Source organism: Bacillus sp. 1A, assembly GCF_052682215.1.
Window position 1 is genome coordinate 3,466,712 of sequence record NZ_JBQYLZ010000001.1, and the last position, 16,070, is coordinate 3,482,781.

Genomic DNA, 16,070 nt, shown 5'->3' on the forward strand with positions numbered 1-16,070 from the left:
AATATAGAAAATGGAAGGTAATGATAAATTAAGTTGAAATGAATTTATATAGTATAGGCCCCTTTTATATTTTTTTGCATAATGTAGCATGAATGAATATTAAGGGGGAACATATATGTCTTATCCTAATCAGTTAGCTTGGCATGAAACATTGGATCTACATGAATTAGTAGCATTCCAAGCGAACGGTTTAATCAAATTAAAAAAGTCAGTTAGAAATGTACCTGATCAAGCACTTCAATCGTTATATATTAAAGCTATAAATGCGATCCAAAACAATCTACAAGAGTTAGTACAGTTTTATCCGTATGCTCCTGGATTTCAAGCACAGCATCGTGATGACACTGGATTTTACGCTGGAGATTTACTTGGATTAGCAAAGACATCTGTTCGAAATTATGCAATCGCAATTACTGAAACTGCAACACCCCGACTTAGAGAAGTTTTAACCCGCCAAATAAATGGCGCTATACAATTACATGCGCAGGTTTTTAACTTTATGTATGAACGTGGTTACTATCCAGCTTATGATTTAAAGCAACTATTAAAAAATGATGTTCAAAATGTGCAAAAGGCAATACAAATGCAATATTAAAATGAAGGTATGGAAATTATCTTTAGAGGAGAACTATAGTTTATATATATAGGGTCAAATAGTTAAGACTAAATGGTAATTTCCATTGTTAACAAATTGATTAAATTCTACAAATATAAATTCATTCTAAAATATTTAAGAAATTATACTAAGGCTATTTTAGAATACGTGAACTCATATTTAAGAACTTTTTAGAGAATTATTTTCTAAATAAAAATAGATGTTCTTATAATATTTGTTGATACTTGGTAAAAAAGTTATTATTGGGTAACTCGTGAACTAGAATTTTAAGTACAAGCTATAAAGGTTGTTTATACATGTTTTAAACAGGAGAGTCATTCATTTGGGATTAACTTTGTATAGTTTTCATTTGAAAAATAGATAAAAAATAGAAACAAAATATATAAATTCCAAACACTTGGAATTGTAGATATTCCGAAATAGATTCCTCCAGGTAATAACCAAATGCTACAAATTAAAATCAAAATATTTTCTCTTTTAACTATTGAAATGGTTGCCCAAAAAGAGGGGAGTAATAACATGAAAAGAACAGTGATGAAAAATTCTTTATTAGATATTTGACCACTATACGGATTAAAATATAGAATTAATAGCGAAAGTAAAAAGATACTAATAGATGAAACCAATCCTATATAAACATGTACATTGTTTTTCATAATTAAGATTCTCCCCTCAATAACAATCTACTTCTAATTCTATTTTTCAACTGCATATTTTATGTAATTGTTCTATAAATAAAAAAGCAGCTAGCAAAAGCCAGCTGCCTTGAGAAATTTACATCCATGAATTTAAGGAGTATAACTTTTTCATGGGTTAAGTATAGTATGAACAAGAATTTGAAATTTATGCTAAAAGTTAAAAAAGAGCAGTTATTGGTAATGACTTCTCTTTAATGGTAAGAAATACAGTCTGGGTAAGAAGCAGGCTGTATTACATATAATGTTTGCGAAATCGCGATTTTTATTCCCGAAAAAGTAGTTCTATTTTGTAAAATACAAATATTTTCTGCATCCATTGTTTTTAACATATAAAGTGTAATATCTTTTGATGATTTCGACATATCTAAAGTTTGGATAGCGTAATTTTTTATTGTATTTTAATCTTTTGATATAAAAAACATGCAAAGTATTTCCTTATTTAATGTATCTTTTTGTCTACATATTTTCCATGATCGGGTACAGCGATTTTATCAAATTCTTGAACGAGTGTTTTGAGGCTTGTTGATAGCAATTCACCGGACATTGGTATCCCATGTCCGGTAATAGCGACTAGAGGCTTTAATTTCTCTAGCTTAATAACTGATTTTTTAGCAGCTTTCCAGTCTGTTGTTAAATAACGAGGCGGACCGCTTATTTCCTGTTCCTGAGTAATTACTTTATATAAATATTCCTGTTTCACTGTAACAAAAGCGTCCCCAGTAATTAAAGTTCGGTCTTTTTCTCGGAATAATGAAATATGCCCAGGAGTATGCCCTGGTGTATGAATCCATCTAAACTCTGGCATATGGGGAACAGTTCCATCGGTAGGTAGTGTTTTTACGCTATTTCCTAAATCAATTGCTTCATTAGGGAACAGGGGAGACATTTTCGCTACCATACCACCTTCAACTGTTGGATCTGGTCCAGGATAGCTTTGTTGTCCAGTCAAGAACGGTATCTCCATTTGATGGGCATAGACTGGAACATTCCAATACTTAATGAGTTCGATTATTCCTCCAACATGATCAAAATGCCCGTGAGTTAAAATAATTGCTTTTGGACGGCTATTTGTACCAAATTGCTTCTCAGTAACAGAGATAATTTCATTTGCACATTTAGGCATTCCAGCATCAACTAAAACAAAATCATTGGTATGCGGATTTCCAACAAAACATATGTTGACGATTTGAATCGTGTAACAAAATAAATCAGGCAATACTTCAAGGCCATGACCACTTTCAATTGAAGTTGCTGGAATAAACTTGTAATCACTTCCGTAATTCATTTCCTTGTCCACTTTTTATCCCCCTTAATATATTTTAATACGACATTATAGTTCCCTAATTTCTCGAATCCATTTTGGGACATTTGAAAAAAGAATTAGTGGGGGATTACAAAAAAAATTAAGTCCTAGAATTAAGGTGGAGACATATGAATTTATATAATAGTTTCTACAATTTTTTTTGAGGAGGGTGATGAGTTAATAAAATATTCATCTTAATATTTTGATGTGTATTTATATAAAAATTACATAACAGTAGCTGATATAAATCCATTAAATAAGACGATTACTTGTAACCGATGCTTTTCATAATTAAAGGATGTTTAAGTTTGGTGATGTAGTTGAAGTGAATTAGAGGGGGGAATATCTCTTCCTAACTTAATTATACCATGTAAATCAAGTTCAAAATAGACTGTTTATTCGTATTTACTCCTGCTACAATCAAGTACACATGCAAAGTAAGGAGAGATGTTACATGAGTTCTTTCGTTCTCGATTTTCAGGAAATAGAAAACACGCAGCTTGCACTCGTTGGTGGAAAAGGATTGAATTTAGGGGAGTTATCAAGCGTTCAAGGGATACAAGTGCCAGAAGGATTTTGTGTTACAACGGTAGGATATGAAAAGGCCATCGAGCAAAATGACGAGCTTCAAACTTTGTTGCAGCAGCTAACAAAGTTGAAACGTGAAGACCGAACTCAAATTGGTGGAATTAGTAAGAAGATTAGAGAAGTCATTATGGCAGTAGAAATCCCTTCTGAAGTAGTGGAAGCGGTAGCTCATTATCTCTCACGTTTTGGAAATGAACATGCGTATGCCGTGCGTTCTAGTGCTACGGCTGAAGACTTGCCGTATGCCTCGTTTGCTGGTCAACAAGATACGTATTTAAATATTATCGGTAAAGAAGCGATTTTGCAGCATGTAAGAAAGTGCTGGGCTTCTTTATTTACAGAGCGAGCAGTTATGTACCGCATGCAAAATGATTTTGAACATAATCAAGTTTCTATATGTGTTGTCGTTCAAAAAATGGTTTTCCCTGAGGCTTCGGGCATTTTATTTACTGCTGATCCGGTTACTTCTAACCGAAAGGTAGTATCAATCGATGCCAGTTTTGGACTTGGTGAGGCATTAGTATCAGGATTGGTCTCTGCCGATAATTATAAAGTAAAAGAAGGCGAAATTGCCGGAATGATGATAGGGACTAAAAAATTAGCTATTTATGCTTTAAAAGAGGGCGGAACGGAGACGAAACAGATTGATCCGGTTCAGCAAAAGCTTCAAACATTGTCTGAACAACAAATATTACAACTAGCACAGATCGGAAGACAGATTGAAGCTTATTTTGGTTGTCCGCAAGATATTGAATGGTGTTTAGTGGATGATACATTTTATATTGTCCAAAGTCGCCCCATTACGACTTTATATCCAATTCCTGAAGAAAATGATGGGGGAAATCATGTATATATATCAGTTGGCCATCAACAAATGATGACCGATGCGATGAAACCGCTAGGGTTATCTTTTTTCCTGTTAACGACTAATGCTCCTATGCGACAAGCGGGAGGACGGCTGTTTGTTGATGCTACGCAACAATTGGCTTCACCTGCTAGCAGAGATTATTTAATAAACACTTTAGGAAAATCAGATCCACTCGTAAGAGATGCATTAACGACTATAATCGAGCGAGATAATTTTATTACATTGTTGCCGGATGATGAAAAAGAAAAGAGTGTTAGTAAAAGTAAGCAACCTGCAAATTCGCAACTAGAAATCGAAAATGATCCGGCAATCGTTACGAATTTAATACAGAATAGTGAAGCATCAATCGAAGAGTTAAAACGAAACATGCAAACGAAATCAGGGGTGGATGTACTTGATTTTATTTTGGAAGATATTCAGCAATTAAAGAAAATATTATTTCATCCGCAAAGTATCGCTGTCATTATGGCAGGTATGAATGCTTCAACATGGATGAATGAAAAGATGGAGCACTGGCTAGGCGAAAAGAATGCAGCAGACATACTTTCTCAATCGGTACAAAACAATATTACGTCTGAAATGGGGCTAGCATTACTGGACGTTGCTGATGTGATTCGGCCGTACCAAGAAGTTATTACGTATTTACAACATGTAGAAAACGATAACTTTTTAGATGAAATAGTTCAGTTTAAAGGTGGAGAAGAAGCCCGAGATGCCATTCTAACTTTTCTAAATAAATACGGAATGAGATGTAGTGGAGAAATTGACATTACGAAAACACGCTGGAGTGAAAAGCCAACTACAATTATCCCGATGATTTTAAATAATATAAGAGACTTTGAAGCGGGTGCTAGTAAACGGAAGTTTGAAGAAGGACTGCAAGAAGCTTTGAAAAAAGAAGAAGAATTATTAGACCGATTGCAGCAATTGCCGGATGGAAAACAAAAGATAGAAGAAACGAAGCGAATGATTCGTAAAATCCGTAATTTTATTGGCTATCGTGAATATCCGAAATACGGCATGATTAATCGTTATTTCATATATAAGCAGGCATTATTGAAAGAAGCTGAGCAACTTGTCCAAAGCGGTGTCATTCATGAAGTTGATGATATATACTATTTAACTTTTGAAGAGCTTCACGAAGTTATTCGCACGAAAAAACTAGATTACGAGCTTATTCATAAACAAAAAAATGAGTACAAATTATATGAAAAACTAACGCCTCCCCGCGTTATGACGTCTGATGGAGAAATCATTACAGGTAAATATAAACGAGAAAACCTCCCAGCTGACGCGATTGTAGGTTTGCCTGTTTCTTCAGGAGTGATTGAGGGAAGAGCTCGTGTTATTTTAAACATGGAAGATGCGAATTTAGAAGAGGGGGATATATTAGTTACTGCTTTTACTGACCCGGGCTGGACACCGTTATTTGTGTCTATAAAAGGGTTAGTCACCGAAGTTGGCGGACTTATGACGCACGGGGCAGTGATTGCACGTGAATATGGATTACCAGCAGTCGTCGGGGTAGAGAATGCTACGAAACGAATCAAAGATGGGCAACGAATTCGGGTACATGGAACAGAAGGGTATATTGAAGTGTTGTAATGAAATAAAAGATCATCCGCTATTATAGTGGATGATCTTTTATTATATAGCTGACTTATTTTTTTAAGCCAGCCGCATAAAAAGGTCCATGAACTGCGATTGTTGATAAAATGCGAGCAATTTCCTCAGGTGTTTCTTTTTGCCCGGTAGTTAACCACTGCTGAATAACACCTATATGAGCAGATGCCATATAAGAAGCTAAGTATTGGCTTGGGACAAGTAAATTCTCCTTATTAATGAGAGCGCCATTCGTATCTTCAAATATTGTTTTCCACATAAAGTCTTTCAGTTTTGTTTGGAAAGACAAATCTCCTTTTGGACTTAATACAGCTCTCATAAAATCACTATTTTCATTTAGAAATTCAAGAATAGAAGTAATAAGTATAAACGGCATTGTTGGGGAAGGATTGGACCCAAGATCCGCAATAACTTCAGGCAATCTCTGTTTGGCAATGCTAGAAAATTTATACATAATTTCTTCTTGGCATTTCGTCATTAAATCAAATTTATCTTGATAATGCGCATAGAAAGTACCGCGATTAATGTTTGCTTTCGTTGTAATATCTTTCACTGTAATGGCGTCAAAACCTTTTTCTTCAATTAATTCGACCAATGCGTTTCGTATGGCAGTTTTCGTACGAATAACACGTAAATCTAAATTACTATCGCGCAAAGCATGTCCCTCCTTAATTTTTCTCAACACTTTTCAAGAATGTGTCTTATAACCGACACATTCACGATTTTTGATTATTGTATAAGGTTCAACTCGAACATATAATTCAAAATATAAATAAACAACACGTTGTTTGTTATTATAAATCAAATTATAGGAGGAGAAAAGAAAATGTTTAAAAATAAACTTTTATATGTATCACCAGTTATTGCACTACTTGTTGTTTTTATTTTTTCATTCACGTTATTTCCAACCGTTCAACCACAGCCGAAAAATTTGCCAATCGCAATTGTAAATGAGGATCAAGGAGTAGAAATTCCGAATCAACCAAAGATGAATATGGGGCAAACGATTGTTGATAATATGAAAAAGACATCAAAATCAGATGAAGAACCTGCGGTGAAGTGGGTAGAAGTGAAAAATAAAGAAGCAGTTCAAAAAGGTTTAAATAATCAAGAATATTACGCAGCATTAGTTATTCCGAAAGACTTTAGCACAAAACAAGCATCATTACGAACACCACAGCCATCTTCGCCAGAGGTAGAAATATTCATCAATCAAGGAATGAATACAGCTGCATCAACTATGGCAGGACAAATGTTAAATGCGATCGTTGATAATATGAACAATACTGTTCGTACACAACTATTAGAAGAATTGAAAGCAAAAGGAGCTACATTAACAGCAGACCAAGTTTCAAATGTAATAACACCTATTGCAAAGAAAGTGACAAATGTGAATGAAATCGGCAAAAATAGTGCGAACGGTAACTCGCCAATGTCTTTATTCCAGCCGTTATGGATTGCAAGTTTAGCGAGCGCAGCAATTATCTTTATTGCGATAAGTAAAATGCCAGTAGGTACAAGAAAAGAAAGCTTCATATTAAAACTAAAACAAATCATAACAGGGGCTGTCGCGGCACTTGTTATTGGATTTGGCCTCACATGGATCGCGGATGGTATGGTAGGTTTAAATATTTCGAATTTCACGGATACGGCACTGTTTTTATCAATTACGTCCTTTAGCTTCTTTTTAATGATATCCGCAGTACTTTCACTAGTTGGACTAAAAGGAATTGGTGTATTCGCACTCTTACTTTTCTTCGGTGCACCGTTATTATCATTAGCACCGGAAATGTTGTCTCCGTTTTATCAAGATTGGGTGTACGCATGGTTACCAATGCGATTTATGATTGAAGGGCTTAGAGAAATATTCTTCTTCGGAAAAGGGTTAAGCTGGGGTACACCTGTTACTGTGCTCATTTGGATTGGTGCGGTAAGTATGGCTATTATTTTAGCGACTGCTTTCAAACGTAGTGCAATAAAGGAACATATAACAGAATTACACGCATAAAGGATAAAAACGTTTCACTAAGAGTGAAGCGTTTTTTGATTTTTATTAACCTATAGGGAAATCAAGCAAGATAGGTTTTTCTATATTTTAAGGGGAATAGAAGAGTTCGGATTTGCGGTTCTTTTTGTATACATGCTCCTGCTATTTCAAATTGCATAAAATGTAATGCGAAATAATGGAGGGGATAAGATGTATAATTCGAATTATTATGATTGGTATAGGCAAAATGATAAGTTGATTCGTGATATTGAGAAAGCAATTAATGGAGAGTTTAGTGCTATAAATTGCTATGCGAAATTAGCTAATATGGCTCCAAATGTGGCGGAAAGAAATCAAATTCTTGAAATTCGTAATGATGAGATAAAGCATTTTCATCAGTTTGTACAGATCTATACAAATTTAACTGGTCAGCAGCCAAAACCAAAAATTACAGAAGAATGTCCGAATACGTACTTACAAGGATTAGAATTCGCAATACAAGATGAACAGAAGACAGTAGATTTTTACTTGGAAATTTCAGATGAAGCATCGGATGCACATCTGAAAGAGTTATTGCGCAGAATAGCTGCCGATGAACAAAATCATGCAGTGTGGTTTTTATATTATTTTGTGAAGATGAAGTGAATGCTTAAGAAATTAAAACCGTTTCACTAGTAGTGAGACGGTTTTTTTGTGGAATACAAGCTGTAAAATAGATATCTTGAAGGTGTATTAGTTAGTTTTGGTATATAATGTATAAAATGAAAATTAGTAAAGAGAGAAGTAAGTATATGAAAGGGGAAACGTAATATGGAGAGAACTACAGTTAAAGAATATACAATTCGAATTGCTACAGAAGCGGAAGTATAAGGGGAATGGGATTGGAGAATGGCTTTTACAGTGGATAGAAGAGAATGTACAACATGACAAAGAGTACTTGAAGCTAGACTGCGTCGGGCATAATCGTAAGTTGAATGATTTTTATAAGAAAAATGGTTTTGAATATGTTGGGAGTATAGATGGACTTAGTAAGTTTCAAAAGAAAAGGGGATATTGAATGGATCAAATTAATACCGATTTAGTTAAAAGGTTAATAGGGGAACAGTTTCCTGAATGGGCACATTTAGACGTGAAGCCCGTAAAGTTTAGTGGGCATGATAACAGAACATTTCACCTAGGTGATGAGATGAGTGTAAGATTGCCAAGTGACGTGGCATATGCACCGCAAGTAGAGAAAGAAAATAGTTGGCTTCCTATATTAAGTAAGGAGCTTTCTTTACCGATTTCTACACCACTTGCGAAAGGGGCTCCGTCTGAAGCGTATCCGTGGCCTTGGTCTATTAATAAGTGGATAGAGGGCGAAATAGTTACGAAACAAAATGTCCGTGACTTAAATGAATTTGCGTCACACTTAGGATCATTTTTAGTAGAATTGCAGTCCATTGATGCGAGTAATGGACCGGTAGCTGGAGCACATAATTTTTACCGAGGCGGGCTTATATCTGTATATGATGAAGAGGCGAGAGGTGCTATCGAAAATAATAAGGACGTTTTTGATGAAAACGTATTAAAGCATCTTTGGGGTGTAGCACTTCAGTCAACGTGGGAGCGTAAAACAGTTTGGATTCATGGAGATGTTGCACCAGGAAATTTACTCGTTAAGGACGGAAAGCTTTGCGCCGTAATTGATTTTGGTATTTTAGGAGTAGGAGATCCGGCTTGTGATGCAGCGATGGCTTGGACGTTTTTTGATAAGAATAGTAGAAACGTATTTAAAGAAGTATTGCGCATAGATAAAGAAACGTGGAATAGGGCGAGAGGATGGGCACTTTGGAAGGCGTTAATTACGTATGATGCGAATAAGATTAGTAATAAGATAGTGGCGGAAGAATCGTATCGTGTCATTCAAGTGATTGTGGATGATTATGAGAGGTAATAGAAAAAGCCTATTTCAAAATAGGCTTTTTCATATGATTAAATATTAGAAATCGAAAGAAGGAATCTAACATAATTATACAGAATATTTAGATAAATAGGAGGTGTCGAATTTTGAGTGAAATTGAATTAAAAAGGAATGTAATTAAGACAGGGAGTGAGAAGAGGATCATTCTTCGGTTTATACTCGCTAGTCTCGTTGGGGTGTTTATGTTTTTCGTACCAGTTACGATAAATGGTGCTTCGTCCATTATGATTGATCATATCGTATCTTGGGTCCGGGCTTCGGTTCCAGGAGTAGTACCTTATTACGCACTACTTGTTATGGTAATGGGTGCAATTTATCCGTTTTATACGAAGAAATGGAATGCTTCTATCGTAGACATTTGTTTTTCTATTTTAAAAGTAGTTGGCGTCGTTTTCGGTGTACTATATTGTTTTAAAGTGGGACCAGCCTGGTTCTTTGCGCCAGATGTAGGGCCGTTTTTGTATGAGAAACTAGTAATATCGGTAAGTTTACTCGTTCCAATTGGCTCAGCTTTTTTAGCGTTATTAGTCGGGTACGGATTACTAGAATTTATTGGTACATTTTGCCGTCCGATTATGAGACCGTTATGGAAAACACCGGGAAGATCAGCAATCGATGCGGTTGCTTCCTTTGTAGGGAGCTATTCATTGGCGTTATTAATTACGAACCGCGTGTATAAAGAAGGAAAATATACGACAAAAGAAGCAGCTATTATCGCTACAGGCTTTTCTACAGTATCCGCAACATTTATGATTATCATCGCAAAAACATTAGACATTATGCATTTATGGAATGTTTATTTTTGGACTACTCTCGTTGTAACATTCATCGTAACTGCTATCACCGTAAGAATCCCACCCCTTAGTAGAAAACCAGATACATATGTAACAGAAGAAGGGTTCCCAGAGCCTGTTTATAAAGAAAAAATGCTAGAACGAGCTTGGGAAGATGCGTTAGAAGTATCAAAGTCTGCACCGAGTATTATGAAAAATATTGCAGTGAACTTAAAAGACGGTTTTATTATGACGATGGGAATTTTACCATCCATTATGTCAGTCGGATTAATTGGTATCGTCTTAGCGAAATTCACGCCAATATTTGATTGGATTAGTTATATTTTCTATCCGTTTACATGGCTATTACAATTACCAGAAGCAGAACTAGCTGCTAAAGCGGTATCCGTTGGTATTGCGGAAATGTTTTTGCCATCATTATTAGTAGTAAGTGCACCACTTGTGACAAAGTTTGTCATTGCGGTTGTTTCGGTATCATCTATATTGTTCTTCTCAGCTTCCATTCCTTGTATTTTATCGACAGACATTCCGTTAAAAGTATCGGAACTTATTATTCTCTATGTACAAAGAACGATATTAACGTTACTTATTATTACGCCGATTGCTTACATACTTCTATAAAGAATGAACTCGCTTTAAAGAAAAGCGAGTTTTTTATGTTTGTTAATTTACGATATATAGATTATAAGATGTTATTTGTATGATATAGTAAAAAAAGAGGAGGGGAACAAATGGAAATAATTCATGAAAGAGCAAAGTTACGGTTAATAGATAGTGATGATGTCGAAACTTTGTTTTCGATTGTAGAAGGAAATCGGGATATTTGGGCGTATTTAATTTCTAAAATGGATAGTGCGCAAGATATGCAGCAATATGTTCAAAAAGCGATACAGGGTTATGGGAAGGGTACTCAAATACCTTTCGTTGTAGTGGATCAACAGACGAATACGATTGTAGGAAGTACACGTCTATATAATATTTCAGTAGAAAATAAGACAGTCGAGTTAGGGCAGACTTGGTATCGTCCAAGTGTGCAACGTACGAGTATAAATACAGAGTGTAAGTACATGCTTCTCCAGTATGCTTTTGAAAAATTACGTATGCTGAGAGTACAAATTAAGACGGATGCAAGAAACGAAAAGGCACAACGAGCAATTGAAAGGTTAGGTGCAGTAAAAGAGGGCGTGCTTAGAAATGAAAGAAAATTGCCAAGTGGTTATGTGAGAGATGCAGTTGTGTATAGTATTATCGCAAGTGAATGGCCAGTTGTGAAAGCACGTTTATTAGAAAATTTAGAGTTGTATAAAGAAAAGTTATAATTCGTGTTTTGAAAGGTATATTGTTCGCGATGTAAGAAAAATATACCTTTTTTCTTACAAAATGCTACTTTATTTTAATTCCTTTTGTTTCATCGTTCCCTTCTGAGAAAAAATTCGTTACAATGTAGTTGTATGGTAATAAACTTATGAATTTAAAACATGTAATGAAAACCGCAAATAAAAATGAATTGATAATCCTCAATTTTAAATGAAAACCCTTTTATACATAAATAACAAGTAAAGTTCCTTCTTTTAAATAAACTCAAACAAAACGATTTGATATAAATGTTTTTTTATAGAAGTATGGATGATGTACGGAGGCAATTACAAATGAAAGAAAATAAGAAGAGTAAGAAAAGACGAATCTTTCAAGTATTTTTACTAATGATTTGTTCTGCTATTTTATATGTAAGTTATGCAGCTTATGATATTTGGAGTTATCGTTTTAAAACAAATGATGGCGTGAAAACGGATGCTGGTATCGTACTAGGAGCAGCTTCGTGGAACGGAAAACCATCTCCTGTATTTAAAGAAAGAATTAATCATGCGATTTCTTTATATAAGAACGGAAATATTAAAAAGATTATTTTTACAGGTGGTACAAAGTTCGAGGCAGAACTTGAGGAAGCCCGTACTGCAAGAGTATATGCAATGAAACAAGGTGTAAAAGAGGAAGATATTTTAATTGAAACAAAATCCCTTTTCACAGAAGAAAACTTAAAGAATGCGAAGGAAGTTGGAATAGAGAACGGAATACGCACATACACGATTGTAAGTGATCCACTTCATATGAAACGCGCAATGAGAATCGCAAAACATATTAATATTGAAGCGTATGCTTCACCAACGCCGACATCAGCATATAAAACGTTAGACACAGAAATACCATTCTTCTTTAAAGAATTATTCTCGTACATTGGATATGTAACCTCTTTGCCGTTAAAGGCATTGAAGGGAGACTAATATAAGAAAAGAACCTATTTTAAATGGGAACTTTTCTTATTGGTCAAAAACATTGTATTTTTATCGGAATAGTGAAACAATAGAGAGGTAGCTTCATATAATCATAATGAAAAAGTGAGCGGTTGATGAATCGAACATAAAGGAGATTATAGTATGGCACTCTCATTTGTTGAAACAGAAGAACAATCTTTCATTATTGAACAAATAAATAAATTGATTCCGAAGTTCATAGAAAGAGAGCATCAACTAAGTGAATTAGGATCATTTCCGTATGAAAATATAAGTGATTTGAAAGATATCGGATATACGAAATTAACGTTACCGAAGGAATTTGGTGGTAGTGCGATTTCTTTATATGACTTCGTTTTATTTCAAGAGAAAATCGCGGAAGGCTGCGGAGCTACTGCATTATCGATTGGCTGGCATCTTGGCATTGTAAAAGAGCTAGTGGAAAATCGCTCTTGGAATGATGAGATGTTCAAATGGTTTTGCGAAGAAGTGAGTAATGGTGCGCTCTTTAACAGGGCAGCAACAGAGCCAAAAACAGGGAGTCCGACGCGTGGCGGAAAACCAGAAACGATAGCGGTTCAACAAGGCGAGAAGTGGATTATAAATGGAAGGAAAACCTTTACAACGATGGCGCCAATACTTGATTATTTTATTATTTCAGCAAGTATTGAAGGTCGAGAAGAAGTTGGCGAGTTTGTCATTCCGAGAAATACGCTCGGTGTATCCATTGAAGAAACGTGGGATAGCGTTGCGATGCGAGGGACTGCTAGTCACGACCTTGTCTTACAAAATGTAGAGATAGAAAGTCGCTTTTTTACAGATGTAAAGGGCGGGAAAGTGAAACAAAAGGGTATTGGCTGGTTGCTACATATACCAGCATGTTATTTAGGAATTGCACAATCAGCAAGAAATTATGCAGTTCAGTTTGCGGGATCATACAAGCCAAATAGTTTAAACCATTCTATTAGTTTATTACCGAATGTTAGAAGATTAGTCGGAGAGTTAGAACTCGAGCTTATGCAAGCTCGCGTCTTTTTATATCAAATTGCGAAAAAATACGATGAGGCAGAAGATAAACTGTCACTGCAAGCAGAATTAGCGGCAGTGAAATACGCCGTAACAAATGCGGCGATATCCATAGTGGATAAATCAATGCGCATCGTAGGAGCAAAAAGTTTATCAGAAAAAAATCCGCTTCACCGTTACTATTTAAACGTCAGAGCAGGACTACACAATCCGCCGATGGATGATGCAACACTATCTATGTTAGCGGATGCGGCGTTTCGGTCGTAGTTTTTAAAGCTTATATTTTAGTGTTTATGGACAATATAGTTGTTTTGAAAGCACGTGTTTGATTAGTAATCGAACACGTGCTTTTTATGTGTACGACGTACCAAATTGAGATGTAGATTTTTAATATAAATGGTTATCATGATTTTGTAAGTGTTCCTTGATGGAAAAATATTTGCCATTTTCCATCTATCAGTTTCCAAATGGAACTTCGCAAAGTATTCTGCATTCTAGTTTCATCTCTTACAAGATATGTCGCCAACACAGTATCCTTCGATAAAGGGTATATTTCAAAATTAGAAAGAGTCATTTCTCTCACACTAAGTCCGTCTCCACCAACAGAATCCTTCTTATACCAAACGTTTCCCGAACTTCCAAACTCAAAGAAGTCGTCTGCAAGTAATTTGTCCAGTTCTGCTGGATTTGTACGAGTTTTAGGTTCTAATAGTTTTTCCTCCAGTTCACATAAATGCTTTTTTAATTCAGAGTGCTTTTTCACGTAATCATCCCCATATATTAATTATCGTACAACAACTAAACTGCTCTTTTTAACTAATGAAAAGGATTTTGACTAGTTAGATAATTGGTTGCGTATTATTATAATGCCGGTTTGGAAGCTTTGTAAACATTTGTTATATTTAATCCCAAATTAAAGGTCTTTCCAAGTTTATCATTCGTAAATATTGTAAAAATTGACCAGCATGGACCGCATCATGATAGGCAATTCTTAATAGCATGTCGCCTAAATATCTTTGATAGCCAACATCGCTTCGATCAATAAGGGTTGAATCTAGCTCAGCTATGCTTATGGATTGAACATATTCTATAAAGTCAGTAAAGTATGATTGTGCCAATTCAATTTCTTTTTTTACACAAGTAATTGGCTCATTATCATACGGGAAATGTATATCATTTATTGAGCCGTTGTTTTTTAAAATCATATGATAATAAAAAGTTGAGCTCCATACATGACGAATCATCTCACCAAAGGACATAGCTTCATGATCAGGTTTCCAATTAAGAAAATTATCGGGAAGAGAATTCCATAATTTTTCTGAGCGCCTTCTCGTTTCTTTCAAATTTAATATACTAAGATCAATTGCATTCATAATACATTCTCCTTTACTCTTAAACTTAAAATAATTGTATCAGTTTAATAGTTAGGGTATCATCGAAATATGAATGTATATCCGAATATCTCATATATAGCTAAACTAATTGCTGAACCTACAAGAGCAATTATCTTAGATTGTCTAATGAATAATCAGGCACTACCTGCTAGCGAATTGGCTTATATGGCAAAGGTGTCACATCCAACGATTAGTTCTCATCTTTCTAAATTAGTAGAGGGGAATCTACTTACAGTTGAACAACATGGTAGACATCGTTACTATCGACTTGCTAATCAAGAGGTAGCAGAAGTTCTTGAAAAGTTAGGAACAATTGCACCAACAGTCCAAGTTCGGTCTTTAAAACAATCGGATCAACTAAAACAAATTCGTTATGCTCGAACTTGCTATGATCATCTTGCAGGCAGACTCGGTGTAGAGATAACTGAAAAATTACTACATAGGGAATTTATAATTTTAGAAGAAGGAGAATACATTGTAACGGAACAAGGTAAGTTGTGGTTTCTGAATTTTGGAATAAATATTGATAAGGCAAATATAAAAAGGAGGGTATTTGCAAAACCTTGTCTTGATTGGAGTGAACGACGCTACCATATTGCTGGTTGGTTAGGATCTGCGATAGCAAAACTATTTTTTGAACAGGAATGGATTACAAAAACGGATAAGAATAGAACCGTCCATCTTACAAAAAAAGGTATGAAGTTATTGAAAGACCAATTAGGCATTGACATGGAAAATAAAAAAGTCCATCAAAATGCAGTGCCTCCTATCGAGTAAACAGTATGAAATAACCTGAGTTCTATATTTATATAGACTCAGGTTATTTAATTTGTTTTAAAATCTTTGATGATATTTGCATATGGCAACTTTAACCTCATTTGCTTTATGGAAAGAGGTTAAATGAAAACATAGTAGTTTG

General features: G+C 35.1%; 15 protein-coding genes and 2 pseudogenes. 12 read left to right on the plus strand and 5 right to left on the minus strand.

Annotated elements, in window-relative coordinates; translation table 11 throughout:
* The first annotated feature begins 115 nt into the window (after positions 1–115).
* The gene (gene cotF, locus ACUN0F_RS17680; protein WP_264462229.1) at positions 116–595 is read left to right on the plus strand and encodes a spore coat protein CotF; all 480 of its coding nucleotides are present in this window, start codon (positions 116–118) and stop codon (positions 593–595) included.
* A 335-nt stretch (positions 596–930) separates the two neighbouring features.
* Here cotF and ACUN0F_RS17685 read toward each other — a convergent pair whose 3' ends face one another.
* Together ACUN0F_RS17685 and ACUN0F_RS17690 are read right to left on the minus strand one after the other, a co-directional pair.
* A complete protein-coding gene (locus ACUN0F_RS17685; protein ID WP_445539829.1) occupies positions 931–1,272 on the minus strand; it encodes a hypothetical protein in 342 nt (113 codons plus the stop codon).
* A gap of 481 nt (positions 1,273–1,753) precedes the next feature.
* Positions 1,754–2,611, minus strand: coding sequence for an MBL fold metallo-hydrolase (locus tag ACUN0F_RS17690; protein WP_445539830.1), 858 nt, complete (start codon positions 2,609–2,611; stop codon positions 1,754–1,756).
* 204 nt (positions 2,612–2,815) lie between these two features.
* Between ACUN0F_RS17690 and ACUN0F_RS17695 the strand changes: the two are divergent.
* Together ACUN0F_RS17695 and ppsA are read left to right on the plus strand one after the other, a co-directional pair.
* Positions 2,816–2,912 (plus strand): annotated as a pseudogene (locus ACUN0F_RS17695) (YolD-like family protein); the annotation flags it as partial.
* A gap of 159 nt (positions 2,913–3,071) precedes the next feature.
* Entirely contained in the window at positions 3,072–5,678 is a 2,607-nt protein-coding gene (gene ppsA / locus ACUN0F_RS17700) for a phosphoenolpyruvate synthase (RefSeq protein WP_445539831.1), read from the plus strand.
* A 55-nt stretch (positions 5,679–5,733) separates the two neighbouring features.
* Here the strand turns inward: ppsA and ACUN0F_RS17705 are convergent, their stop codons facing one another.
* Positions 5,734–6,351 carry a TetR/AcrR family transcriptional regulator gene (locus tag ACUN0F_RS17705; RefSeq protein WP_445539832.1) on the minus strand — a complete coding sequence of 206 codons (618 nt, stop codon included), beginning with the start codon at positions 6,349–6,351 and terminating at the stop codon, positions 5,734–5,736.
* Positions 6,352–6,522: 171 nt separating this feature from the next.
* On the opposite strand from ACUN0F_RS17705, the gene ACUN0F_RS17710 reads away from it, so the two are divergent.
* The 8 genes and pseudogenes from ACUN0F_RS17710 (at position 6,523) to ACUN0F_RS17745 (ending at position 14,024) form a co-directional block, all read left to right on the plus strand.
* Complete coding sequence (locus ACUN0F_RS17710) at positions 6,523–7,704, plus strand: YhgE/Pip domain-containing protein (RefSeq protein WP_264462224.1); 1,182 nt, start codon at positions 6,523–6,525, stop codon at positions 7,702–7,704.
* A 189-nt stretch (positions 7,705–7,893) separates the two neighbouring features.
* The gene (locus ACUN0F_RS17715) at positions 7,894–8,328 is read left to right on the plus strand and encodes a ferritin-like domain-containing protein (RefSeq protein ID WP_264462223.1); all 435 of its coding nucleotides are present in this window, start codon (positions 7,894–7,896) and stop codon (positions 8,326–8,328) included.
* Between the two features lie 211 nt (positions 8,329–8,539).
* Positions 8,540–8,740 (plus strand): annotated as a pseudogene (locus ACUN0F_RS17720) (GNAT family N-acetyltransferase); the annotation flags it as partial.
* Positions 8,741–9,619: an aminoglycoside phosphotransferase family protein gene (locus tag ACUN0F_RS17725; RefSeq protein WP_445539833.1), complete on the plus strand. Its 879-nt coding sequence runs from the start codon at positions 8,741–8,743 to the stop codon at positions 9,617–9,619.
* A gap of 113 nt (positions 9,620–9,732) precedes the next feature.
* Complete coding sequence (locus ACUN0F_RS17730; RefSeq protein ID WP_046954267.1) at positions 9,733–11,061, plus strand: YjiH family protein; 1,329 nt, start codon at positions 9,733–9,735, stop codon at positions 11,059–11,061.
* A 110-nt stretch (positions 11,062–11,171) separates the two neighbouring features.
* The gene (locus tag ACUN0F_RS17735) at positions 11,172–11,759 is read left to right on the plus strand and encodes a GNAT family N-acetyltransferase (protein WP_264462221.1); all 588 of its coding nucleotides are present in this window, start codon (positions 11,172–11,174) and stop codon (positions 11,757–11,759) included.
* A 330-nt stretch (positions 11,760–12,089) separates the two neighbouring features.
* On the plus strand, positions 12,090–12,722 hold the full coding sequence (locus ACUN0F_RS17740) for a YdcF family protein (protein ID WP_000662231.1): 633 nt from the start codon (positions 12,090–12,092) through the stop codon (positions 12,720–12,722).
* 153 nt (positions 12,723–12,875) lie between these two features.
* On the plus strand, positions 12,876–14,024 hold the full coding sequence (locus tag ACUN0F_RS17745; protein ID WP_264462220.1) for an acyl-CoA dehydrogenase family protein: 1,149 nt from the start codon (positions 12,876–12,878) through the stop codon (positions 14,022–14,024).
* Between the two features lie 136 nt (positions 14,025–14,160).
* On the opposite strand, the gene ACUN0F_RS17750 is transcribed toward ACUN0F_RS17745, so the two are convergent.
* Together ACUN0F_RS17750 and ACUN0F_RS17755 are read right to left on the minus strand one after the other, a co-directional pair.
* Positions 14,161–14,520 carry a nuclear transport factor 2 family protein gene (locus ACUN0F_RS17750; protein WP_264462219.1) on the minus strand — a complete coding sequence of 120 codons (360 nt, stop codon included), beginning with the start codon at positions 14,518–14,520 and terminating at the stop codon, positions 14,161–14,163.
* A gap of 139 nt (positions 14,521–14,659) precedes the next feature.
* Complete coding sequence (locus ACUN0F_RS17755; RefSeq protein ID WP_264462218.1) at positions 14,660–15,130, minus strand: DinB family protein; 471 nt, start codon at positions 15,128–15,130, stop codon at positions 14,660–14,662.
* 69 nt (positions 15,131–15,199) lie between these two features.
* Between ACUN0F_RS17755 and ACUN0F_RS17760 the strand changes: the two genes are divergently transcribed.
* Positions 15,200–15,928, plus strand: coding sequence for an ArsR/SmtB family transcription factor (locus ACUN0F_RS17760; protein WP_264462217.1), 729 nt, complete (start codon positions 15,200–15,202; stop codon positions 15,926–15,928).
* Positions 15,929–16,070: the final 142 nt, after the last annotated feature.